This window comes from Mucilaginibacter phyllosphaerae, assembly GCF_004378255.1.
GTDB lineage: Bacteria > Bacteroidota > Bacteroidia > Sphingobacteriales > Sphingobacteriaceae > Mucilaginibacter > Mucilaginibacter phyllosphaerae.
This window is the reverse complement of the sequence record NZ_SNQG01000005.1, coordinates 309,360-332,121: the sequence shown is the minus strand read 5'-3', so window position 1 is coordinate 332,121 and position 22,762 is coordinate 309,360. Positions and strand designations below refer to the sequence as shown.

The 22,762-nt window shown below is 42.9% G+C and carries 23 protein-coding genes and 1 riboswitch; of the genes, 17 read left to right on the top strand and 6 right to left on the bottom strand.

The window, feature by feature from the left end; all coding sequences use genetic code 11:
- Positions 1–43 precede the first annotated feature (43 nt).
- A complete protein-coding gene (gene upp, locus E2R65_RS15010) occupies positions 44–700 on the bottom strand; it encodes a uracil phosphoribosyltransferase (RefSeq protein ID WP_134337293.1) in 657 nt (218 codons plus the stop codon).
- Positions 701–950: 250 nt separating this feature from the next.
- Here upp and uvrB point away from each other — a divergent pair, with 250 nt between their 5' ends.
- The 4 genes from uvrB to E2R65_RS14990 all read left to right on the top strand — a co-directional run bounded on the left by uvrB (position 951) and on the right by E2R65_RS14990 (position 6,222).
- Positions 951–2,978, top strand: a complete 2,028-nt coding sequence (gene uvrB, locus E2R65_RS15005; RefSeq protein WP_134337292.1) for an excinuclease ABC subunit UvrB — start codon at positions 951–953, stop codon at positions 2,976–2,978.
- Positions 2,979–3,105: 127 nt separating this feature from the next.
- Positions 3,106–3,354, top strand: a complete 249-nt coding sequence (locus E2R65_RS15000) for a DUF4834 domain-containing protein (protein WP_134337291.1) — start codon at positions 3,106–3,108, stop codon at positions 3,352–3,354.
- A gap of 4 nt (positions 3,355–3,358) precedes the next feature.
- The gene (locus tag E2R65_RS14995) at positions 3,359–3,655 is read left to right on the top strand and encodes a hypothetical protein (RefSeq protein ID WP_134337290.1); all 297 of its coding nucleotides are present in this window, start codon (positions 3,359–3,361) and stop codon (positions 3,653–3,655) included.
- A gap of 89 nt (positions 3,656–3,744) precedes the next feature.
- The gene (locus E2R65_RS14990) at positions 3,745–6,222 is read left to right on the top strand and encodes a YfhO family protein (RefSeq protein WP_134337289.1); all 2,478 of its coding nucleotides are present in this window, start codon (positions 3,745–3,747) and stop codon (positions 6,220–6,222) included.
- Positions 6,223–6,481: 259 nt separating this feature from the next.
- On the opposite strand, the gene E2R65_RS14985 is transcribed toward E2R65_RS14990, so the two are convergent.
- Together E2R65_RS14985 and E2R65_RS14980 are read right to left on the bottom strand one after the other, a co-directional pair.
- The gene (locus tag E2R65_RS14985; RefSeq protein WP_134337288.1) at positions 6,482–7,231 is read right to left on the bottom strand and encodes a glycosyltransferase family 2 protein; all 750 of its coding nucleotides are present in this window, start codon (positions 7,229–7,231) and stop codon (positions 6,482–6,484) included.
- Positions 7,228–8,490 (bottom strand): glycosyltransferase family 4 protein, encoded by a 1,263-nt coding sequence (locus tag E2R65_RS14980; protein WP_134337287.1) that lies wholly within the window; start codon positions 8,488–8,490, stop codon positions 7,228–7,230. Before E2R65_RS14980 ends, E2R65_RS14985 begins: the two co-directional genes overlap by 4 nt.
- 99 nt (positions 8,491–8,589) lie before the next feature.
- Here E2R65_RS14980 and E2R65_RS19940 point away from each other — a divergent pair, with 99 nt between their 5' ends.
- From E2R65_RS19940 to E2R65_RS14965, 3 genes are all read left to right on the top strand, one after another.
- Positions 8,590–9,123 carry a serine acetyltransferase gene (locus E2R65_RS19940; protein ID WP_134337286.1) on the top strand — a complete coding sequence of 178 codons (534 nt, stop codon included), beginning with the start codon at positions 8,590–8,592 and terminating at the stop codon, positions 9,121–9,123.
- Positions 9,123–9,869 (top strand): class I SAM-dependent methyltransferase, encoded by a 747-nt coding sequence (locus tag E2R65_RS14970; protein WP_134337285.1) that lies wholly within the window; start codon positions 9,123–9,125, stop codon positions 9,867–9,869. The genes E2R65_RS19940 and E2R65_RS14970 overlap by 1 nt, the downstream gene beginning before the upstream one ends.
- A 131-nt stretch (positions 9,870–10,000) precedes the next feature.
- Positions 10,001–10,222, top strand: a complete 222-nt coding sequence (locus E2R65_RS14965; protein WP_317131554.1) for a GIY-YIG nuclease family protein — start codon at positions 10,001–10,003, stop codon at positions 10,220–10,222.
- A 201-nt stretch (positions 10,223–10,423) separates the two neighbouring features.
- Here E2R65_RS14965 and E2R65_RS14960 read toward each other — a convergent pair whose 3' ends face one another.
- Entirely contained in the window at positions 10,424–11,488 is a 1,065-nt protein-coding gene (locus tag E2R65_RS14960) for a branched-chain amino acid aminotransferase (protein ID WP_134337284.1), read from the bottom strand.
- A 103-nt stretch (positions 11,489–11,591) separates the two neighbouring features.
- On the opposite strand from E2R65_RS14960, the gene E2R65_RS14955 reads away from it, so the two are divergent.
- Positions 11,592–12,038, top strand: a complete 447-nt coding sequence (locus E2R65_RS14955; protein WP_134337283.1) for a hypothetical protein — start codon at positions 11,592–11,594, stop codon at positions 12,036–12,038.
- Here the strand turns inward: E2R65_RS14955 and E2R65_RS14950 are convergent, their stop codons facing one another.
- The gene (locus E2R65_RS14950; RefSeq protein ID WP_134337282.1) at positions 12,039–12,992 is read right to left on the bottom strand and encodes a tryptophan 2,3-dioxygenase family protein; all 954 of its coding nucleotides are present in this window, start codon (positions 12,990–12,992) and stop codon (positions 12,039–12,041) included.
- Positions 12,993–13,101: 109 nt separating this feature from the next.
- Positions 13,102–13,166: riboswitch (Fluoride riboswitch) on the top strand.
- Between the two features lie 28 nt (positions 13,167–13,194).
- Here E2R65_RS14950 and E2R65_RS14945 point away from each other — a divergent pair.
- Complete coding sequence (locus tag E2R65_RS14945) at positions 13,195–14,523, top strand: voltage-gated chloride channel family protein (RefSeq protein WP_134337281.1); 1,329 nt, start codon at positions 13,195–13,197, stop codon at positions 14,521–14,523.
- Between the two features lie 67 nt (positions 14,524–14,590).
- Positions 14,591–15,067, top strand: a complete 477-nt coding sequence (locus E2R65_RS14940) for a universal stress protein (RefSeq protein WP_134337280.1) — start codon at positions 14,591–14,593, stop codon at positions 15,065–15,067.
- Between the two features lie 62 nt (positions 15,068–15,129).
- On the opposite strand, the gene E2R65_RS14935 is transcribed toward E2R65_RS14940, so the two are convergent.
- Positions 15,130–16,419, bottom strand: coding sequence for an HAD-IB family phosphatase (locus E2R65_RS14935; protein ID WP_134337279.1), 1,290 nt, complete (start codon positions 16,417–16,419; stop codon positions 15,130–15,132).
- 209 nt (positions 16,420–16,628) lie between these two features.
- On the opposite strand from E2R65_RS14935, the gene ku reads away from it, so the two are divergent.
- The 7 genes from ku (at position 16,629) to E2R65_RS14900 (ending at position 22,756) form a co-directional block, all read left to right on the top strand.
- Complete coding sequence (ku, locus tag E2R65_RS14930) at positions 16,629–17,402, top strand: non-homologous end joining protein Ku (protein ID WP_134337278.1); 774 nt, start codon at positions 16,629–16,631, stop codon at positions 17,400–17,402.
- Positions 17,403–17,504: 102 nt separating this feature from the next.
- Entirely contained in the window at positions 17,505–18,098 is a 594-nt protein-coding gene (locus E2R65_RS14925; RefSeq protein ID WP_134337277.1) for a YciE/YciF ferroxidase family protein, read from the top strand.
- A 152-nt stretch (positions 18,099–18,250) separates the two neighbouring features.
- Positions 18,251–18,943, top strand: coding sequence for a hypothetical protein (locus E2R65_RS14920; protein ID WP_134337276.1), 693 nt, complete (start codon positions 18,251–18,253; stop codon positions 18,941–18,943).
- A 166-nt stretch (positions 18,944–19,109) separates the two neighbouring features.
- Complete coding sequence (locus E2R65_RS14915) at positions 19,110–19,571, top strand: ferritin-like domain-containing protein (protein WP_134337275.1); 462 nt, start codon at positions 19,110–19,112, stop codon at positions 19,569–19,571.
- Positions 19,572–19,727: 156 nt separating this feature from the next.
- On the top strand, positions 19,728–20,462 hold the full coding sequence (locus E2R65_RS14910; protein WP_134337274.1) for an acyl-CoA desaturase: 735 nt from the start codon (positions 19,728–19,730) through the stop codon (positions 20,460–20,462).
- A 235-nt stretch (positions 20,463–20,697) separates the two neighbouring features.
- Positions 20,698–21,954, top strand: coding sequence for a pyridoxal phosphate-dependent aminotransferase (locus tag E2R65_RS14905; RefSeq protein WP_134337273.1), 1,257 nt, complete (start codon positions 20,698–20,700; stop codon positions 21,952–21,954).
- Positions 21,955–22,045: 91 nt separating this feature from the next.
- Positions 22,046–22,756 carry an SAM-dependent methyltransferase gene (locus tag E2R65_RS14900; RefSeq protein ID WP_134337272.1) on the top strand — a complete coding sequence of 237 codons (711 nt, stop codon included), beginning with the start codon at positions 22,046–22,048 and terminating at the stop codon, positions 22,754–22,756.
- The last annotated feature ends 6 nt before the right edge of the window (positions 22,757–22,762 follow it).

Here is a 22,762-nt window from a genome sequence, read left to right as displayed (position 1 = left end):
AAGGTATTATATTTCAAATCGTAAATTTCAAATCGTCTATCAATTACACCTTCTCCCCAAACGCCAAATCGCCTGCATCGCCTAAACCCGGTACGATGTAAGCCTTGCTCGTCATTTCGTCATCAACGGCGCAGGTCCATATTTTTGCGTTCGGTAAGTTGGCGCGTACATGGGCAATACCTTCGTTGCTGGCTATAACGGCAGCTATATGCAGGGCTTTTAGTTGATATTGGGCTATAATCTCTTTACAAACCAATACGGTACTTTGCCCGGTGGCCAGCATGGTATCGCACATAATTAGGGTTTTGCCGTCCAGGTTAGGGGCGGAAATCTGATCGATCTGAATAGTAAAGGCGCCGCTCTTTTTTGTTTTGCGACAGGCGGTGATAAAGGCACTATCGGCACGGTCAAAAAAATTGATGAAGCCCTGATGAAAGGGCAGCCCGGCGCGTAGTATAGTAGCAACAACGGGTTGCTCTGCCGCTAAATTAATATTGGCTGTGCCCAATGGTGTTTGTACATCAGCAGATTTATAGTTAAGGATTTTGCTGATCTCGTAGGCCAGTATTTCGCCCAGTCTTTCCTGGTTCTTGCGGAAACGGTATTTATCCTGCTGTATGGTAACATCCCGCAGCTCGGCTAAAAACTGGTTGGCAATGCTATTGGTTTTATTGAGGATGAAAGGCTGTGTTAATGGCATGGTTAAAGATAATGCTTTTTAGTTGGAAGCCCCTCCAAAAGCCTCACCTAAATCCTCTCCAAAGGAGAGGGGCAGGGGAGAGGCCTTGCTAATTAGATGGAATTTACCAATCAATATTTAAATAATTTGGTTGTGTAAAAGATGCTGACATAGGGTTGTCATTAACAGGTATTTTATTTGCAACTAAAATACTTAGCAATCTTGACAGCCTAATCACAAATCTTCGGTCACTAATCACTATTTTTGAGTAATGGATTTTAAAATAACTTCTCAGTACGTACCCACCGGTGATCAGCCCGGCGCTATTAAGCAACTGGTTGATGGTGTAAATAATGCCGATCCGTTCCAGACCCTGTTGGGGGTTACGGGCTCGGGTAAAACCTTTACTATTGCCAACGTAATTGAGCAAACCCAAAAGCCTACGCTAATACTGAGTCATAATAAAACCCTGGCGGCACAATTGTATGGCGAATTTAAACAGTTCTTCCCGGATAATGCCGTGAACTACTTTGTATCCTACTATGATTATTACCAGCCCGAGGCGTTTATCCCCTCATCAAATACCTACATTGAAAAAGATCTGCAGATTAACGAGGAAATAGAAAAACTCCGTTTGCGCACCACATCGGCACTGATGAGTGGCCGCAGGGATGTAATAGTAGTATCATCCATATCCTGTATTTATGGTATGGGTAATCCCGAGGATTTTGCCAATTCGGTATTTAAATTTGCGGTAGGTACCCGCATTAGCAGGAATGCTTTTTTACATCGTTTGGTAGAGATACTATACGCCCGTACCACGGCTGATTTTAAACGTGGTACATTTAGGGTAAAAGGAGATACGGTGGATATTTTCCCGGCATATATGGATTATGCTTATCGCATCAGCTTTTTTGGGGATGATATAGAAGAGTTAAGCACCTTTGATATCACCACCGGTAAAACCATCGAGAAGATGACGCATATGGTGGTTTATCCCGCCAACTTATACGTTGCCCCGCGAGAGCGTTTTCAGCAATCTGTTTGGGCGATACAGGAAGAACTGGAAAGCCGTAAAAAGCAGTTTATAGACGATGGCCGCTTTATAGAGGCCAAGCGATTGGAAGAAAGGGTTAATTACGACCTGGAGATGATCCGCGAATTGGGTTACTGTAGTGGTATCGAAAATTATTCGCGCTTTTTTGATGGCCGCCAACCGGGTATGCGCCCGTTCTGTTTATTAGATTATTTCCCGGATGATTACCTGATGGTGATTGATGAAAGCCACGTTACCGTACCACAGATCCGCGCGATGTATGGCGGTGACAGGTCCAGGAAGATCTCGTTGGTTGATTATGGTTTCCGTTTGCCTGCGGCAATGGATAACAGGCCGTTAAACTTCCAGGAGTTTGAACGCCTGGCCCCGCAAACCATTTATGTAAGCGCAACCCCTGCCGATTTCGAACTGGAGAAATCTGGCGGGGTAGTGGTAGAACAGGTGATACGCCCAACCGGCCTGCTCGATCCGATAATTGAAGTGCGCCCGGTAATTAACCAGGTAGATGATTTGCTGGATGAGGTGGATAAAACTATTAAAATGGGCGATCGCGTGCTGGTGACCACCCTGACTAAACGCATGGCCGAAGAACTGGCCAAGTATATGGATAGGCTGGGCATTAAATGCCGCTACATCCACTCGGAAGTAAAAACCTTGCAGCGTGTAGAGATCTTACGCGGCCTGCGCCTGGGCGAGTTTGATGTACTGATAGGGATCAACTTATTGCGCGAGGGACTGGATCTGCCCGAGGTATCATTAGTAGCCATTTTGGATGCGGATAAAGAAGGTTTCCTGCGGTCGGAGCGTTCGCTGATCCAAACCATTGGTCGTGCGGCCCGTAACGATAGGGGGCGGGTTATTATGTATGCCGATAAGATCACCGACTCGATGGAGATAACGATGTCTGAAACTATGCGCCGCCGCGAATTGCAGATAAAGTATAACGAGGAGCATGGCATTACGCCGCGTACGGTAGGCAAATCAAAAGAAGAGATCATGGAGCAAACCTCGGTGGTAGACTTTAAGGGCGGTGTGCAAAAGGCTTACGTGGAAACAGATACCCTGACCCTTGCTGCCGACCCAATAGTGCAATACATGACCAAGGCCGATCTGAAAAAATCTATCGAGAATACCCGTAAGGACATGGTTGCCGCCGCAAAAAATATGGACTTTTTGTTAGCAGCCAAACTGCGCGACGAAATGTTTGCGCTGGAAAAAACGATGGAAGAAAAGTTTTCGTAAATATGCAAATGGGGGAGAATAACTGCGCCAATGGACTTGTCTATCTAACCTCGCATCTGGACATTATATAAATCGAAACAAATTTTCCGTTATATACTTATATTTGTAAAGCTAAATTTAATTTGAGATGGGTGTTTTAATCCGTTTTTTGATCATTACCATTTGTTCGTTATACATTATACGTGCCTTAGTGCGCTTGTTTTTGCCGATGCTTTTTAACAGTGTAATTAATAAAGCGCAGGAGCAGGCCCGTCAGCAAAACAACTATCAGCAACCAAAGCCGGATGGCCGCGTACGGGTTGATTACAAGCCCGAAGCTAAAAGTGCTGTTCCGGATTCTGAAGGAGAGTTTGTAGATTACGAAGAAATTAAATAAACCAATGTTACCCGAAGGCCTATATAAACGCAGGCGTAACCATAATAATACGCCACCATCTTTACTTTTAGTACTTACTAACTGCATTGTACTGGCTGTATTGATACAGCTGTTTACGGGCTGCCGTACCATTAATAACTTTTTTTGGGCTGCAATTGGTATCCTTGCCCTTTACAATGTTTACACCATTCGCCGCAACTGCGAGGAGTATAATAAGCTTAATATTTTGATCTACATATTAAGTTTATTGTTCATGGTATTCCTGTTCTTCTATTTTAGCAACCAGCCCCACCGTTGCTAAGTAAATATCTTATAAAAACTTATCGTTTCTAATCTCGTTCAATTTTCTATTTTTGAAGATTGAAAATTACTATCCCTAAAAAAGTTTAAATGAATAACTGGATAAAGCGTAATAGTGGCCATCTTATAGTCGCTGCAATATTTTTCGTACTGGCCTTTGCCTACTTCTTTAACCCCATTATGCAGGGTAAGGTAATGTACCAGGGCGACGTTTTGCAAGCCCAGGCCATGCAAAAAGAAATAATGGACGTTAAAGCTAAAACAGGCCACGCCCCATTATGGACAAACCAGATGTTTGGCGGTATGCCAAGTTATCAAATTTGGGCAAAATATGGCTCTAATGCCACTACTTACGTAATTGATGCCTTAAAAACGGTATTCCCAAACCCGGTTGATACTATTTTGCTTTACATGTTTGGTGCCTACTTTTTGTTCTGCACTTTAAAGCTAAACAACTGGCTGGCAGCAGCAGGCGCCGTTGCCTTCGCATTCTCATCCTACAACTTTATTTATATTGAAGCCGGGCATGCTAACCAGGCTTATGCTATAGCGTTTTTTGCACCAATAGTTGCAGGTATTATCATGACGCTTAGAGGCCAGTATATTACAGGCGGCGCTTTAACAGCGTTTTTCCTGGCGATGGAGATCCGCTCCAACCACGTGCAGATGACCTTTTACCTGCTATTGGCGGTTGCTATATTAATAGGTATAGAGCTTTACCATGCAATAAAAGCCAAACTTACCACGCCATTTTTTAAAGCTATCGGCTTTTTGGCAGGTGCAACAATACTGGCTGTGCTGGTAAACGCAGGCTCGCTATGGACAACCTATGAATACAGTAAATACACTATACGCGGTAAACCGAATTTAAAAAGCGAAACCACTACGGCAAGCACAGGTTTAGCAAAAGATTACGCCTACACCTGGAGTGAAAGCGTTACAGAAGTTTTTACCTTTTTTATCCCTAATGCTTATGGCGGCGGTACCGGCACCACTGCAGGCGAAGATTCAAAGGTTGCCAAAGTTTTAACAGATAAGGGTATCGACCCGGCGCAGGCACAACAATTTGCCGCACAGGTGCCTTTATATTGGGGTAACAAGCCAAGCACAAACGGCCCATGGTATTTTGGGGCAGTAGTGTTCTTTTTATTCGTATTAGGATTGCTGATCGTTAAGAACCGGATTAAATGGTGGTTATTATCAGCCGTATTGTTAAGCGTGTTCTTGTCATTCGGTAAAAATTTGCCGTTCCTGTCAGATCTTTTCTTTAATTATTTCCCGCTCTATAATAAGTTTCGAGCAGTAGAATCTACGTTGGTAATTGCGTCGCTCTGCTTCCCTATATTAGGTTTCCTGGCGCTTAACGAGGTATTTATTAACCGCGATAAGGCATATGTTTTTAATAAAACCAAAATAGCATTTTACATTACCGGTGGTATAACCCTATTAATGATAGCCTTACCGGGCTTGATTTTAAGCTTTAAATCTACCGAGCATCAAACGCTTATAACAGGCTTAACCCAGGCTTTCAGAGGGGATGGTGCTATGGCTAATTCTGTTGCCAATGCCCTGATCCAGGATCGCGAAGCTTTGGAAAGAGCCGATGCCATCCGTACTTTTATTTTTGTAGCACTTATTTTTGGCTTGCTGTACATTGTTATCAAACAAAAAATAAGTACCACATTTGCTGCTTTTGCAGTTATGGGCCTGGTAGTGGTAGATATGTGGAGCGTTGACAAACGCTATCTGAAAGATGATACCTTTATCCCCAAAGAAAATTTAGCACAGGTTTATACCCCACGTGAAGTTGATGAATTTGTGATGCGCGATAAAGACCCTAATTTCAGGGTATTTGACTTGAGCCTGTCTGACCCCTTTCATGATTCCCGTTCATCTTATTTTTATAAAACAGTGGGTGGATTCCATTCGGCACGTTTAAGGCGCTTTGATGAGTTGGTAGAAAACCAGTTTACCAAAAGTATTAACCAGGATGTTTTGGATATGCTGAACACCAAATACATCATCACTGCCGACCCTAAAACAGGCGCCGCAGGCATGCGTGCAAACCCAACTGCCTGTGGTAACGCATGGTTTGTAAAAACGGTTAAGTATGTAAAAGATGCCGACCAGGAAATGCAGGCTATCAGCAGTTTCTCGCCTAAAGATGAGGCTATGATTGACCAGAGCTACAAAAAGGTTGTAGAAGCGTTGCCATTAGGCCCTGATGACAACAGCACCATCAAACTAATAAGCTACGAGCCTGAGCATTTAACTTATCAAACCAGTTCAAGCGCCAACCAGGTAGCTGTATTTTCTGAGATCTATTACGACAAAGGCTGGACGATGCTGATAGACGGTAAGGAGCAGCCATACTACCGTGCCGATTACCTGTTACGTGCGGCAACCATCCCTGTGGGTAATCACAAAGTTGAATTTATATTCCACCCAACATCCTACTACGCAGGCGAAAATATCTCGTTAGCAGGATCGGTGTTATTGATACTGGCACTGGGTGGTGCTGTATATTCAGAACGTAAAAAGAAACAACCGGAAGCTAAAAAAGCATAAGGATATATCTTGATATCAAAAGAGCGATGGGTTAATACTCGTCGCTCTTTTTGTTTGGCGGTAGATTTGACAACTTTTAAAAAGTTGTCAAATCTTAATTCGGTCAATCATTCGTCTGTAGCACAGGGTCAGCTTTCAGCCGACGTAAGCAGAATGCTTACAATATGCAGTATCAAGAGTTACGCTACGCTAAACTCGCGACAGCAATTATTGGAGGTAGATTTGACAACTTTTAAAAAGTTGTCAAATCTTAATTCGGTCAATCATTCGTCCTTTTATTCAACAGCCAATACCAGCCCAAATTAAAGGTGATTACTACATGGTTAAGCACAGTAGGTATCAGCCCGTAATGGCGTTTCATGATATCAAAACGTTCTAAAAGGCTTTGTTTATGTTTGGCTTTAGACATGCCGCCAACCAGGTATCTGGCCACATAACCATCAGCTTTAATTATTTTTTTAGCTTTTTTAGCTGCGCGGATGATCCAGTCGATGTCGGCACTCAACTGGTATCGCGGGTCATAAGGTTCTGTAAGTGTGCGCCTGATATAAATAGCCTGGTGACTAACACTCATCCCCAATTTAAAACTACGCCAGGTAAATTTATCGGGGGCTTTGTGGCGGCGCCGGCCAAGGCTTTCGCGTTCATCGTTCACCATTTCGGTTTCGCCGTAGTAGATATCAGCATCGGGGGCGGTAGCAAAAACTTTGGCTACGGTATCCTTAGCATAAAACTCATCGCCCGAGTTCATGAAGATCACATAATCGCCTTTAGCAAGGGCAAGCCCTTTGTTCATGGCATCATAAATACCTTTATCTTTTTCGCTGATGAATTTAGCGATGCGGTTTTCGTAGCGTTTGATGATCTCCAGCGTACCATCGTTAGATGCACCGTCAACCACTATATATTCTATCGCGCCATAAGTTTGATTAAGCACTGAAAGCAGCGTACGCTCGATATCGCGGGCATTATTGTAAACAATGGTAATTACCGATAGTACGGGTTTCATACAATAGATTTATATAGATCGATATACTGCCCGGCAACCTTCTCGTTATTAAACATACGTTTTACCTTGTATCGCGCAGCAGAGCCATATTTATTATGGTTAGCCGTATTAAGTACATAGTTTATTCCTGCGGCCAGGTCTGCCGATGATTTAAATTCGGCCATATAACCATTCACCAGGTGGTCAATCAGATCGGGTATGCCACCTGTATTAAAGGCTGCAACAGGCGTGCCGCAACTCATGGCCTCCATGATCATGTTAGGCAGGTTGTCTTCTATAGATGGCGATACAAAAACATCTGCCATACTGTATATCTCGGCCAGGTCTGCAGGCGAGGTTATCATATTTAGCTGCTGCACCGGGAATGGCAGGGTGGTAACATCAAAATGTTTATTTTTCCCAAAAATTACGATTTCCATCGGCGTGTCTTCGGTGTATTTATTCTTCAGGATGTGCAGGGCATCCACCAAATAGCTGATGCCTTTGCGCCGATCGTTGATATTGGCTGCACCAAATAAAATAATTTTGGCAGATGGGTTAGCGCCCCATTTGGCCCGTGCTGCAATTTTATCTTTTGGCGAGAATAGCTCCGTATCAATAGGGTTGGGGATGGCCTGTATCATCAATCCTTTAAGTAATGTGCTTTTCATCGCAACCTCGCCAAGCCAGTGGCTACAGGTAACTACCGAGAGGCTCTTAGCTACGCCCAGCATATTTTTTTTACGCAGCCAGCCATCATGCGATAGGTCGTTATCTTCCGGATTACGTAAAAAGTAGCAATTGCCGCATTGGTTTTTAAAGTGGTTACAAGGCCCTGCATAGTGGCAGCCGCCGGTAAAAGCCCACATATCATGCAGGGTCCAAACAATGGGTTTATTAAGGGCGAAAATTTTTTTCAGGTCTTTGATGGATAAAAATCCGGAGTTGGTCCAATGCAGGTGAATAATATCAGCCTCGCGAATAACTTTTGAGCGGCTGATATCTGTACCGGCATCTGCCGGCGAAAAGGCAAAGCGTACCAGTTTGTCACGCTCCTGAAAAAGCATAAAGGGAATGCGTTCCATTAAAAAATTAAGGCTTGAACGCATTTTGCCAAAAAAGTTTTTTTCGACCGTATATACCGCATCGTCTGCGCGTTTTTTATGCTGCACCACCATAGTTACATCTACCTGCTGTAATTGCAGGGCCTTTAATAAGCGCATGCAGGCCTCGGCGGCGCCGCCGCCGGCATCTGATGTATTGATGAGTGCAACTTTCATTTATCGTGGCAAGTATAATGATACTAAAATTAAAAATTTTACTTTTGAATGCTTCATTATTATCAAAATGAAGTTTAAAAGCAAAACAGCCACATAAGCATGAATTTTTTAGCCTATTTATTCCAGGATTGGAGCGCCAACCGGGGCAATATAAAAGGGCGGCTGGTATTGTTTTTATTCCGGTCGGTACAGCTGGTTAACCGGAATATGTTGTTAAAGATACTTTTTTGCTGGCACCTGGTGCTTTACCGGGTGTTTGTAGAATGGCATTTAGGCATCGAACTGCCCCGAAAACTTACCGCAGGCAAAGGCCTGATTGTTTATCATGGGCAGGCATTGGTGGTTAACCAGGGCGTTGTTATAGGCGAAAATTGTGTTTTACGTAATAGCGTGACCATAGGCCATAAAAAACTGGCCGACGGTACGTTTAGCAAATGCCCGCGTTTGGGTAATCATGTGGATGTTGGCGCTAATGTTTGTATCATAGGCGATGTAACCATAGGTGATAATGTGATTATTGGCGCAGGCGCAGTTGTGATAAAGGATGTACCCGATAACAGCGTTGCAGTGGGTAACCCCGCAAGAATATTAGAACAAAAAACAGAGGCGGCAACCCGTATTGAACTTATTTAATGGAGAATAATTTAACCGACCGTTCCTTCTGGAAATCATTTTGGGAATCGCGCAAGGGGCTGATATTTAAATTGAAGCCTAACTATGTTTTTGGCGATATACTGGCAAAAATAATTGCCGAAAAGGGTGTGCAGAATGCTATTGAGCTGGGCGGTTTCCCAGGGTATTATTCCATTTATCTCAAAAAGTATCAGCAACTAAGAACCACACTGCTTGATTATTTTATCCACCCGGAGCTGGTTAACAAACTGCTTGCCGCCAATGACTTGGAGCCCGGTGATATCAATATAATAGAAGCCGACCTGTTCACCTACCAGCCTGCCGAAAAGTTTGATATGGTGCTTTCCTTCGGGTTGATTGAGCATTTTAACGATACGCAATTCATCATTAACGAGCACCTTAAATTTTTAAAGCCCGGCGGTACCTTATTTATTACGCTACCAAACTTTAAAAGCGTGAACGGCTGGGTACAAAAAAACTTTGATAAAGACAATTATGATAAGCACAACATTAACAGTATGGACCTAACCCTGCTGCGCGATAGTTGTAAAGCACTTGGCCTAAAAGATATTGAAACGTACTATCACGGTAAATTCACGGTTTGGCTGGAAAATAAATCTGAACAGAAGGCCTTATCAAAAGCTATCGTTAAAGCCATTTGGGTAGCCGGTAAGGTATTTACCAAAATTATCCCGGTGGATAGTAAAGCATTGTCGCCCTATATTGTAGTTAAGGCTACGATGTAGTTTAGGATTGATCTTTAAAAACGATGTCATTTCGAATGAGCCCAGGCCGGCCAAAGCGTTGGCGCGAAGAGAAATCTTATACGCCATGCTATCTCAAATAAGAAATGTAGAACTATAACTATTACGTTTATATAACAACCAATCCTGACAAAACGGTTCTGTACATTGGTGTCAAAAATGACCTTAATATCCGGTTAGATCAACATAAAGAAAATAGGGGTGCTGCAAAGTCTTTTTCTGGCAAGTATTATAGCTATAATTTATTTTACTATGAACATTTCTCGAATATTGACACGCCATTGCACGTGAAAAAGAGATCAAGAAATGGAGAAGAGAAAAGAAAGATGCTTTGATTTCATCTACTAATCCTGAATGGAAATTCTTAAATGATGAGATAGGCGGCGATTAATTTGCTACTGGGCGTACAAGATTTCTCCTCGCCCCCAACGCGCAACCTTCTCCCGCTCGTTCGAAATGACATGTGGATTATGCTGGCAACTACATAACCAAAAAAGCCCCGCATTGCTGCAGGGCTCCCATATCTAAGCCAGATATTATACCGTATAATTCCAACCGTGTGCGTCCTCTGCTCGGCCGTATTTGATATCATCCAGGGTGGTTAAAACCTTTTTAGAAAACTCGCGGGTTGCAGGGTCGCTCAATGGATATTCAACGCCCTCGTAGGTAATAGAAGCTACTGATGCAATGGTTGCGGCAGTACCGGCACCAAAGGCATCTGTTAATTTGCCATTTTTAGCGCCTTCTATCAGTTCGGCAACAGATACCTTACGTTCTTCTACCGGGATGCCCCAGTTTTTTGCTAAAGCAATAACAGTATCCCGGGTTACGCCGTCCAGTATGGTGTCTTTAGCTTCGGCGGTTATCAATTTACCATCTAACAAAAACATAGCGTTAGCGGCACCCATTTCTTCAATGTATTTATGCTCTTTAGCGTCTGTCCAGATCAGTTGGTCAAAACCTTCTTCGGTAGCTTTGCGGGCAGGTAGCATAGATGAACCATAGTTGCCGGCAGCTTTTGCATACCCCATACCGCCTTCGGCAGCGCGGGTATAATGCGTTTCTATTTTAACCTTAAGCGGTTTGGAGAAGTAAGGGCCTACCGGGCCAACTATTACTACAAATTTATAAGTAGCAGATGGCGTTACACCTAAAAACGCGTCGGTAGCAAACATAAACGGGCGGATATACAAGGCATGATTAGGCTTGCCGGGAATCCACTCGCGGTCAATATCTACCAAAGCGGCAATGCTTTGTACAAAAATATCTTCGGGCAAGGTTGGCATACACAGGCGCTCTGCCGATTTATTAAAACGAATTGCATTCTTGTCCGGCCGGAAAATAGAAACCTCGCCGTTGGCGTGTTTATATGCTTTAATGCCTTCAAAAAATGCCTGGCCGTAATGCAGTGCAGATATTGCCGGGCTCATTAAAATAGGGCCGTAAGGTAAAATTTCAAAATTTTTCCATTCGCCATCGGCGTAGTCGGCCACAAGCATGTGGTCAGAGAAAACCTTGCCAAAAGGCAGGTTGTTAAAATCCGTTTCCGCTAAACGTGATTGAGCGGCTTTGGTTATTTTTATGTCCAGTGTATCGGTCATGTCAGTAGGTATATAATTCAGAAAGTGGCAAGGTAAGAATTTTCGCAGATTTTTTCAGTTTTTACACTTTGAAAGGTATATTACAGCAAATTAGCACTATAAAATGACGGTTTATAAATATAGCCAGGACGGGAATACAGAATTAAAACGCAGCTGGACGCGTACCATGATGATCTATTATGCGGTTATTATACTTGTTTTGGCTTATAACCTGCTTTATCGCAACCCAACCACACTAAGCGTTAGTATTTATGCAATAATTATTATTGCCCTGGTTGCAGCGTATATTTTTGGCCGAAGAAAGTATTATGCGATTATTGACAATACAGAGCTGATTGTAACCGATATCGATGTAACCCTGCATATAACGAATAAGCCTGATGTAGTTATTGCTTACAGTAATATTAAAGATATTAAACAACGTAAAGATGGTATTTATCTGCAAAGCAAGGCAAGCAATAAACCATCAGTACTGGTTAGTAACTGCTTTGAATGTTTTGAGGAGATAGAAAAGGTAATTGCAGATAGGCAGCTGCAAATCACAAACTAACTATAATTCGTTAACCACTTTATCTACCCAGGCTTTGCCCCAGTTTTCCAGCTCATCAACCCTCCATAGTGCCGGGTAAAATATGCGTCGCTGAAAACGCGGAGGCAGGTACTTTTGCCAGTTGGTACCGCCTGTGGCCTTAATTTCTTCGGGTTCGCGGTGCAGATAGCGCACGGCAGATTTATAGTGCGATAGCGGCCAGTTGATATTCACGTTCACATCCAGCTGCCTTAATTGTTCTTCTAAAGCTATGGTACTTTCGCCTTTGTATTTTAGCTGTTGCAGCAGGCTGTTAAAATTGGTGTTGGCTACGCTTTTGCCCAGTTCTATAAACGTTTTGGCGTATTTTTTTTCGAATTGATTTAGGGTAAGTGTTTTTTTACCGGTAGATAGTTCGGTTGCGCCATATTTCCAATAGATCTGCTCAAACTGTTCTTCCACCGTTGCAGCGCTTAATGCCTCGCGATGATCGGGGGCTACCAGGTTAATAAAATCAGTAGCGTAAATTTCTATCATGCGGTATTGCCCGCTCTGGAAACCACTGGCCGGCAGCAAACTCATCCGGAATTGCAGAAACTGCTCTTTCTCCATACCATCTACCATGATCTCGAAGGAATTAGTGAGCGCTTCGAAATAGCGGTTAATGCGTTTTACACGGGCAGTAAAAAAATCGGTGGTCAGATTTTCGGCTTCGGCTAGTTGTTTGCACTCATGCAAACTAAGTTTAAAGTAAAGCTCCGTTATCTGGTGATACATAATAAAGATCTCTTCATCCGGGAACGGCGTTTTGGGGCTTTGCAGGCTTAAAAGCGTATCCAGGTGAATATAATCCCAATAGGTTAAAAAATCGGCGTGCAGCAGGCCATCCAGGTAGGATGTCATATCCTGGCCCATGGCATTATATTTTTCCTGCAGCAGGGTAAGCCTTTTTTCTATTTCGGGAGAGATGCTCATAGGGCAAAGATATAGGTATGGGTTGAAACTTGAAGGTTAAAAGTTTAAAGTCAAAAAAACTGCATAGCATTTACTTTCTACTTTAAACTTTTCGCTTACATTTGCTTTATACAAACAAGGCAATGGTGTTCTGCCTACTTGAACCGCTGCAAAGCTGATGACGCCTACCCAAATAAGTTGTTTATTTATTTGCACGTAGGTTATGTTTAAAAATATCTTTTCCAAACAATTCGCATTACTAACTTACCTTACCAGGTGGGCTGTTATTATAACCCCTGCAGCTGTAACCATTGGCAGTATGGTAGCCTTATTTTTGTGGCTGTTAAATTGGGCCATCCATTTTAGGTTTGCGCATGCCTGGTTTTTATATCTGTTGCCTGCCGCCGGTGTAGCTATCCACCTGTTGTATAAATGGTATGGCAAAAGTGCCGAGCGGGGCAATAATTTAATTATAGATGAGATCCATCAGCCTGGGGCGGGCGTGCCCAAACGTATGGCACCGCTTATTTTGGTTACTACGGTTATTACTCACTTATTTGGCGGCTCGGCCGGGCGCGAGGGTACTGCGGTACAAATTGGCGGTAGTGTTGCCAACCAGTTTGGCAGCTGGTTTAATCTGACTGAAAGTGATAAAAAGATTATGCTTACTGCGGGTGTAGCTGCGGGCTTTGGCGCTGTATTTGGCACGCCATTAACCGGTACCATCTTCGCGCTGGAGGTAATTGCCATTGGCCGCATACAGTATGGTGCTTTGCCGGCCTGCTTAATTGCCGGTATAGTAGGGGATGTAACAGTATCTGCCTGGGGTATTCACCACACGCCTTACCATGTAGATATTGTGGATACCGGGCAAACGCTGTACAACGTTCACCTACCGGTTAGTTTTTGGCTGTTGGCAAAAGTGATTGTAGCCTCGGTCATATTCGGTTTAGTGAGTATGGCTTTTGCCGGTGGGGTAAAACTTGTAAAAAATTATTGTTTAAAATGGATCAGGGTAAGCTGGCTCATACCTGTTTGTGGGGGTATTGCCATTATATTATTAACTTTTATATTAGGTAAGCCCGACTATTTAAGTTTAGGCGTAAATGCAGAATATCCCGGTGCAGTAACCATTGTATCAGCCTTTCATCATGCCGGGGCCGATGCCTTTAGCTGGCTTTGGAAATTGATCTACACGGCTATTACCCTGGGTACCGGCTTTAAAGGGGGCGAAGTTACGCCGCTATTTTACATAGGGAGTACCCTGGGTAATACCCTGGCCGAATGGATGAATGCACCCGTAAGCCTGTTTGCTGCTTTAGGTTTTATAGCGGTTTTTGCCGGCGCTACCAATACGCCCCTTGCCTGTACGCTAATGGGAATTGAATTGTTTGGTGGCGAATACGCCTTGTTTTTTGCCGTAGCCTGTTTTACTGCTTATTTTTTCAGCGGCGATAACGGCATTTATTCGGCACAAAAAACAGCTGTACCCAAACTTATAGCTGATGAAAGCAACTATTTAAAGCGCATGTTTTCAAAATATAAGCTATAGGCAATTTCTGTTTTTACTAAAACATATTTATGGTGGATTGTTTAGTAAGTAAACAGCCCAACTAACTATGAAAATCAGCAAGATCCTTATTGGTATCGACGATAGTAAATTTGCCGAATATGCAGCCTCTTACGGGTTTGATATTGCCCGTACTTTTAACGCGCATGTAGGCCTGGTGCATATTGTTGAACCGGGCATAGTTACCAATACAAGTAGTGATAGCATAACAGGCATGCCTATTCAGGCTCCTGTTTATGATGAAATAAATTTGCTGGATATACAAAAAGACCAGGCCGAGAATGTTATTGAGCGTACCATAAAAAAGTATGCCCAGGGGCTGCAGGTAACACACTTTAATGAATATGGATCTACAGCTGATGGCATTTTAAACTGTAGCCAGGAATTTAATGCCGACCTGATCGTTCTCGGTACCCATAGCCGCAGCGGCTTAGACCGGCTGCTGATGGGCAGTGTTGCCGAAAGTGTGGTGCGCAACTCGCAGGTGCCTGTGTTGGTGGTGCCTTTGGTAGAGATTGGTGAATAGGGATAAGACATCAGAGTTACAATGTTTGATAGTCTGATCTTCAATCACAAACCTTTAATCTCTTAATAAAGCAGCCTGAATTTTATTGTTTGGTCAATAGCTTTAAGCTGGTTGAGTACCTGTGTATCGTAACCGGTATTTACATCGGTAATAACGTAACCTATTTGCGGGTTGGTCACCAAAAACTCGCCTACAATATTGATGTTATGATTGGCAAACACCTCGTTGATCTGGGCCAGTATGCCCGGTACGTTCTTGTGGATATGTATCAGGCGGTGGGCGTTATTGATACGTGGCGGCTGCAGATCGGGAAAGTTGCAACTCATGTGGGTTTTACCTTCGTTCATAAAAGCAATTACCCTGCGGGGGATAAAATCGGTATTGCGGGGGTTGGCTTTCGGGTCGTCAAAAATAATGATGCCCTTATCGCAGGCTGCCTCGGCCAGCTTACGGTTTACGCGGCCAAAACAGCCAATTACTTTTAGGCGCCAGGCGTTTCCAAGCTGATCTGGTTTTGGCTGGTTGGCTTCATCACAAAATAATACACCGGCTTCTTCCAGGTATTTCTCTTCAATATTATCACGATGGCGCAGGTTATAGCCTTCGCGTTTCATTTGGGCCAGGGCATCTTCGTCAATATGGCCAACAACTAAACATTTAATACGGTTTTTAGGGTATGATATAGCCCGGGGTAGTTTATTGATGTATAAAAACTCGTCAAAACTTGGTGTAATGTGGTCGGCTTTTTCAGCTACAGATTTACGCTCGATATTTTCGGTAAAGGCAAAGAATTTCTTGATCATGCCCGATTCCTTCAGCTGGAAATCCGAATATCCGTCACCTATCCCAAAAATCTCTCCGGGCAGGTTTAATTCTTTTAACAGCTTAACCTTGCCACCTTCTTGCGATAGGGGGTTCTCCTTATCATAACCTATAATGTTGCCATCTTCATCAAAAACAAAGGTGTTGGCATAAATATTCTCTTTTTTGATATGATATTCGGTAACAACCGGTATAATGAACTCCTTAAACCCTCCCGAAACGATCAGCACCTCGTCCTGGTGGTTTTTAAAGAAGATGGTGTTACGCGAAAAAGACGTAGATACCTTTTTTTTGAGATGAGTGATCAGCATCTTCAGGTGATCGCGATTGGCGCAAAGCAGCTTTACCCGTTGCTGTAAACTTTCGGTGAACGAAAGGCGGCCTTCCATCGACGCGTTGGTGAGGTCTTCTATCTGTTTATAGATAGCCTCGCGCTCGGGATGGTTTTTTAAAGATATACGTGCTAATTCGTCTAAAGCCTCCACCTGGGTAAAGGTACTGTCGAAATCTATGATAAAATACTGCTCCATTGGGTATAAGATGCTGAATTGCAAATGTGCAAAAAAATTGCGGATGCGATGAACAGTATGTGTAATAAGCACACTTGCCACTTTGTTAAGCCGGGTATAATTGCGCAGGGCTTAAAAGCACACCTGTCAGCTGGTATGCTTAATCGTTTCATTTTAAAACCGTTCGCATTTTTAGCGGTTGTTATAATTGCACTAAGGCAAGATGTATTATGAGATCTATCTGGAAAGGTTCGCTTGGGTTTGGGTTGGTAAGTATCCCGGTTAAGTTGTATTCGGCAGTACAAAGCAGCAGTATAGACCTAGATATGCTGGACGCCCGCGACCACGAACGCATCCGTTATCAGCGCGTGAACGAGAAAACACATAAAGAGGTGCCTTACGATAAAATTGTAAAGGGCTACAAAATAAACGATGATGATTACGTGATTGTGGAAGAAGCCGATTTTGAAGCAGCCGCACCCGAAAAAAGCAAGGTGATAGAGATTGAGAGCTTTGTTGATATTGGCGATGTTAACCCCATGTTTTACGAAACATCCTACTACACCGAGCCCGATACCAAAAATAACAAGGCTTATGCATTATTAGTGCAGGCGCTAAAAAAATCGGGCAAAGCCGGCCTGGCGCGTTTTGTTTTGCGCAGCACCGAAAGCCTTTGCATTGTACACCCGGTAGAGCATGTGCTGGTGATAACCCGTATCCGCTTTGGCCAGGAAATTCGCGGTACCGAAGACCTGGATGTTGGTGATAGCGTGAACGTAAGCAAAAAAGAACTTGATGTTGGCCTGGCCCTCATCAACCAATATGCCGAAGATTTTGATGTTTCTAAATTTAAAGACGAGTATAACGACGAACTTTTAAAAATTATAAAAGCTAAGGCCAAAGGTAAGCGCCCCACTATTAAAAAGCTTAAACCACGCAAATCCGGCAGTGACGATCTGTATGAACAATTGATGGAAAGTTTAAAAAGCAAGAAGGGTGCGTGATTTTATTAATTAAATAATTATCTTATTAGTAAAACTTATAAAGGTGGGTGTTGTTTATGTAGTAAGAAATTAATTATATAAACAAATTAAACATTTACCATAATGGCAACTACTAAAACAGCATCAGCTAAAAAGGCTCCTGCAGCTAAAGCAGCTACGAAAGCCCCAAAAGCACCTGAATCAACAGAGATTGTTGAAGAATCGGCATTGAATGAGTTATTTATTGACGAACTGAAAGATATTTACTGGGCCGAAAAGCACCTGACCAAAGCGTTGGCTAAACTTGCTAAAAAATCAACAACTGATGAATTACGTAGTGCGATTGAAACCCATATCGAGCAAACAGAAAACCAGATTACCCGCCTGGAATCAGTATTTGAATCGATAGATGAAAAGGCTGTAGCAAAAAAATGCGAAGCAATGGCCGGCCTCATTAAGGAGTCGGAAGAAATTGTTGAAAGCACCGAAGATGGCAGCATCACCCGCGATGCAGGTATCATATCTGCCTGCCAAAAGGTAGAGCATTACGAAATTGCATCATACGGTACCCTTAAAACACTGGCAGGTGTATTAGGTTACACAGAAGCTGTTGAGCTGCTGGATGCAACTTTGCAGGAAGAAAAACAAACGGATGAGCTGCTTACCCAGGTTGCAGAAGGTGCAATTAATCAATCGGCAAAAAGCGAGAAAGCATAATTTAATAAACAAACTAAACTGAAGAAGGCTGCCTGTAAGGGCGGCCTTTTTATTTGCGAAAAAATTATACAGGGTAACAAGCCGTTTTGCATTTGTGGGTGCACTTTGTTTGTTTATCTTTATGAAGATTATAAACAATTAAATTTTAAAGCTTGAAAAAATATTTACTTCTACTGTTCCCGGTTATTGCATTATGCCTTGCTTCCTGTAAAAAAGATGCTGTTGACTATGCCGGGTATAATGTTTCCGTAAACCCCGGTAATACATCTACCACAAAAACTAACGATAGTTATTTGCCTACTTCAAAAGGTAGCTCGTGGACGTATGAAAACAATCTTACAGGCACTGTGGAAAGCACCGAAGCCCATATCTCGGGTGTGATTACACCTATTAACGGCCAAAATTATTACGAGGTTAGAAGCGCTACCAAAGGCAAAGAGAACACGTTTCAATACTATTATGTAAAAGATAAAAAGTATAAGATAATGGCTACCACTGTACAGGAAAAAGTAACCGTTGAGTTTTTTTTGCTGGATGATAACCTTAAAGTTGGCGACGAGTGGACGGCTAATATGTCGCCAAATGGTTTAGTAAATGGTGTTCCAGCCCGTACAGTAGGCAAGATCATCGAATCGGGAATTACTAAAACAGTGCTTAATAAAACCTACAAAAACGTAATACATACCCGCCTTACCGTACAATATGATTTTGGCTTGGGGAGTGGATTTGAGGATTATGGTACATATGATTACTATCTGGCTAAGGAGATTGGATTGATACAAACGGATGCCGAATTGTTTGGCTTTAAAAGTTCTACTTATTTGTCTGCTTACACCATAAAGTAATTTGGCAACATCCCGAATTATAAAACGGCTCCCGAATTTGTGCGCCTTTCATATTAAAAAGATATAAACCTTTGGGGATAAGTTTTTTAATAATTTATTTAATTACAAATTAAAATTGTGGCATGGTGGTTGCATTGGTATCATCAAACAAAATATAATTACTACCATGGAAACTACCACAGAAAAATCAGTTGAAGTATTAAACGATTTAATAGAGATTAATAACGACCGTATAGATGGCTTTGACCGCGCATCAAAAGGTTTAGGCGAAGGCGATGCTGATCTTAAAGCTATATTTGATCAGTTTGCAAGTGATAGCCGCCGCAATGTACAAGAACTTAGTGCTGCAGTAGGCCAGGCAGGCGGCGAAGTTGAAACCGGTAATTCTGCAACAGGCACCATTCACCGTGCATGGCTGGACGTGAAAGCCACATTTAGCGGGCACGACCGTAAGAGCATTTTAGAAGAATGCGAGCGCGGCGAGGATGCCATTAAAAAAGCATATCGTGATGCTTTATCAGAAGACAATGGTTTAGCACCGCAGTATGCCACAATTATTGCACAGCAACAACAAGCTATAAACGAAGGGCATGATAAGATCAAAGCCTTAAGAGATAGCCAGGTATAAGGTTAATTAACCTGCAATACAAAGAGTCGCCCGGTTTAAATCGGGCGACTCTTTGTATTTAAAAAGCTTCTTAATTGTATTTTTAAAATCCCGAATGGTGTTTTAATCGTATATTTGTAATCATTATAAATAACATTACCTCATAAATCTATTTTTGTGATCATACTAATTTTCTTTTTAGCCCACTGGTTTCTGTCGCTGTTCTTCCAAACGTTTTTCCTGCACAGATACGCTTCTCATAAAATGTTTACTACAAACAAGTTTTTTGAGCGAACCTTTTACGTAATGACCTACGTTTTTCAAGGATCATCATACTTAAACCCGCGCGCCTATGCCATTATGCACCGCGAACATCATGCTTACAGCGATACCGAAAAAGATCCTCACTCTCCGCATTTTTTTAAAGATGTGTTCCAGATGATGTATTATACGGCTATAAGCTATCGTAAACATGAGAAAAGATTAAAAGAGCCGGAAGAGCAGTTTAAAGGCAATTATCCGGAGTGGAAGTTTTTAGATTATGTGGGCTCTTCCATCGCATCACGTGTATTTTTTGGCCTGTTTTATATAGCCTTTTATGTAGTATTTGCTACACAATGGTGGATGTACCTGCTGATACCTATCCATTTTATTATGGGCCCTTTGCATGGTGCTATTGTAAACTGGTGCGGCCACAAATACGGCTACTCAAATTTTGATAATAACGACAAATCAAAAAATACAACACCGTTTGACTTTTTAATGCTGGGCGAATTGTTCCAGAATAACCACCATAAACGGCCTAATAACGCCAATTTTGGCGCCAAATGGTTCGAAATTGACCCTGTTTATCCCATCATGAAACTAATGCACTGGGCCCGTATCATCAGGCTGAGAAAAGCATATTTGTAAAAAGCAGAAAACTTAAAGCAGAAAGCGAAAAGCAGTATCGATTGATATTCTTTTCGCTTTTTTGTTTTGGTCCTCTCTCCAGCCCTTTCTGAAGGAGAGGAAGTTAAACTTAGTTAGTTAAAAAGTCTCCCCTTTCGGGGGAGATTATTCACATTATTATATTTTGCGGGCGTTCATGAATGCTTCGCAATTTAGAGGGGGCTTTACTATCTTTACCCCTCGTAAAAGTTTACAAATGAAAATATCGGTATTAGCAGAAAATTTAAGCGGCTCGGAGATCATCAAAATAGCCGGCGAAATAAACGAGTTAAAAAAGCAGGGACAAAATATTGCCAACCTAACCATTGGCGATTTTGATTCTAATGTTTATCCTATCCCAACAGAATTGAAGGATGGTATTATTGATGCCTATAACCATAACCAAACCAATTACCCGCCTGCTGATGGTATGCTTAACCTGCGCGAAAGCGTATCGGCATTCCTGAAAAACAGGATGGGCCTGGAGTATGCTGCTAATCAAATCTTAATATCCGGCGGATCGCGCCCGCTGATCTACTCTACCTACCTGGCCCTGGTTGATCCGGGAGATAAGGTAGTTTTCCCGACACCATCATGGAACAATAACCATTATTGCGACCTGACAGGTGCCGAAGCCATTTTGGTAGAAACCCGCCCCGAGAATAATTTTATGCCTACGGCAGATGAGATCGCCCCGCATTTAAAGGGCGCAACTATGCTGGCATTATGCTCGCCGCTTAACCCAACAGGTACCATGTTCGGTAAAAAGGATCTGGAAGAAATTTGCGACCTGGTGATTGCCGAAAACAAAAGCCGCAGCGCAGATGAAAAACCGTTGTATTTACTATACGATCAGATCTATTCGCAACTAACCTTTGGCGAATACCAGCATTACGACCCGGTTACCCTACGCCCTGAACTGAAGGATTACACCGTGTTTATCGACGGTGGATCTAAATGTTTTGCGGCAACAGGTGTGCGTGTGGGCTGGGGCTTTGGCCCGGCATTTATTGTTAACAACATGAAAGCCATTGTTGGCCACATGGGGGCATGGTCGCCAAAGGCAGAGCAAGTAGCCATGGCCAAATACCTGGAGAACGAAACGGATGTAAATACCTATCTTGATCATTTGAAGGGTAATATACAGGCCAGCTTAAGTACCCTGCACCAAGGTTTCCAGGCGTTAAAGGCGGATGGTTTTAGCGTGGATTCTATCGAGCCGATGGGTGCCATCTACTTAACCATTAAAATTGATTATACGGGAAAAACCACGCCGGACGGTAAAATATTGAGCAACAGCGCCGATGTGAATTTTTACCTGATCAAAGAAGCGGGTGTGGCTTTTGTGCCGTTCTCGGCCTTTGGCACCGGCGAAGAAGTTACCTGGTTCCGGGCATCGGTAGGGGCAAGTACCCTGGCAGATATCCAGCAGATGATCCCGCGCATCCGCGAAGCATTGATTAAATTGAAATAATCAAATAACCGTAGAGGCGCGATACTTCGCGCCTCTTTTAACATACAGCAAAACAGTTGCTGCACTTTTTATATTATACAATAAAGACAAAATGCCCAACGGAACCCTCTTTTTAATACCTGTACCCCTTGCAGATGAGGCTGCGGCCCAATCTTTTACGCCTTACCTGGTTGATACCATTAACAGCGTAAAAGAGTATATTGTAGAGAATGAAAAAACTGCCCGTCGCTTTTTGAAGCTGGCCGGTTTAAAAACGCCGCAAAGCGAACTGCTGATACACGACTATGGCAAACACAACCGCGATGCCGGCCTGAAAGAGTTTTTTACGGGATTAACAGCCGGTAACGATGTTGGCCTGATGAGCGAAGCCGGCTGCCCCGGCATTGCCGACCCTGGCGCTGATATTGTTGCCGAGGCGCACCGTAAAGGTATAAAGGTTGTACCGCTGGTTGGCCCAAGTTCTATACTGCTGGCGCTGATGGTATCAGGCTTTAACGGGCAAAGCTTTACATTTAACGGTTACCTGCCTATTGATAAATTAGAGCGCAGTAAACGCATTAAAGAACTGGAAGCCCTGGCCGAAAAGAACAAGCAAACACAGCTGTTTATAGAAACTCCTTTCCGTAACGATAGTATGCTGCAGGAAGTGCTAAAAAGCTGCAAGCCAACAACCCGCCTTTGCATTGCCTGCGATATTACCGCCCCAACTGAATTTATTAAAACGCTTACCATTGCCGAATGGCAAAAACAAGTGCCTGATCTGCGTAAACGCCCGGCCATATTTTTACTTTTCCACGCGTAAACATGT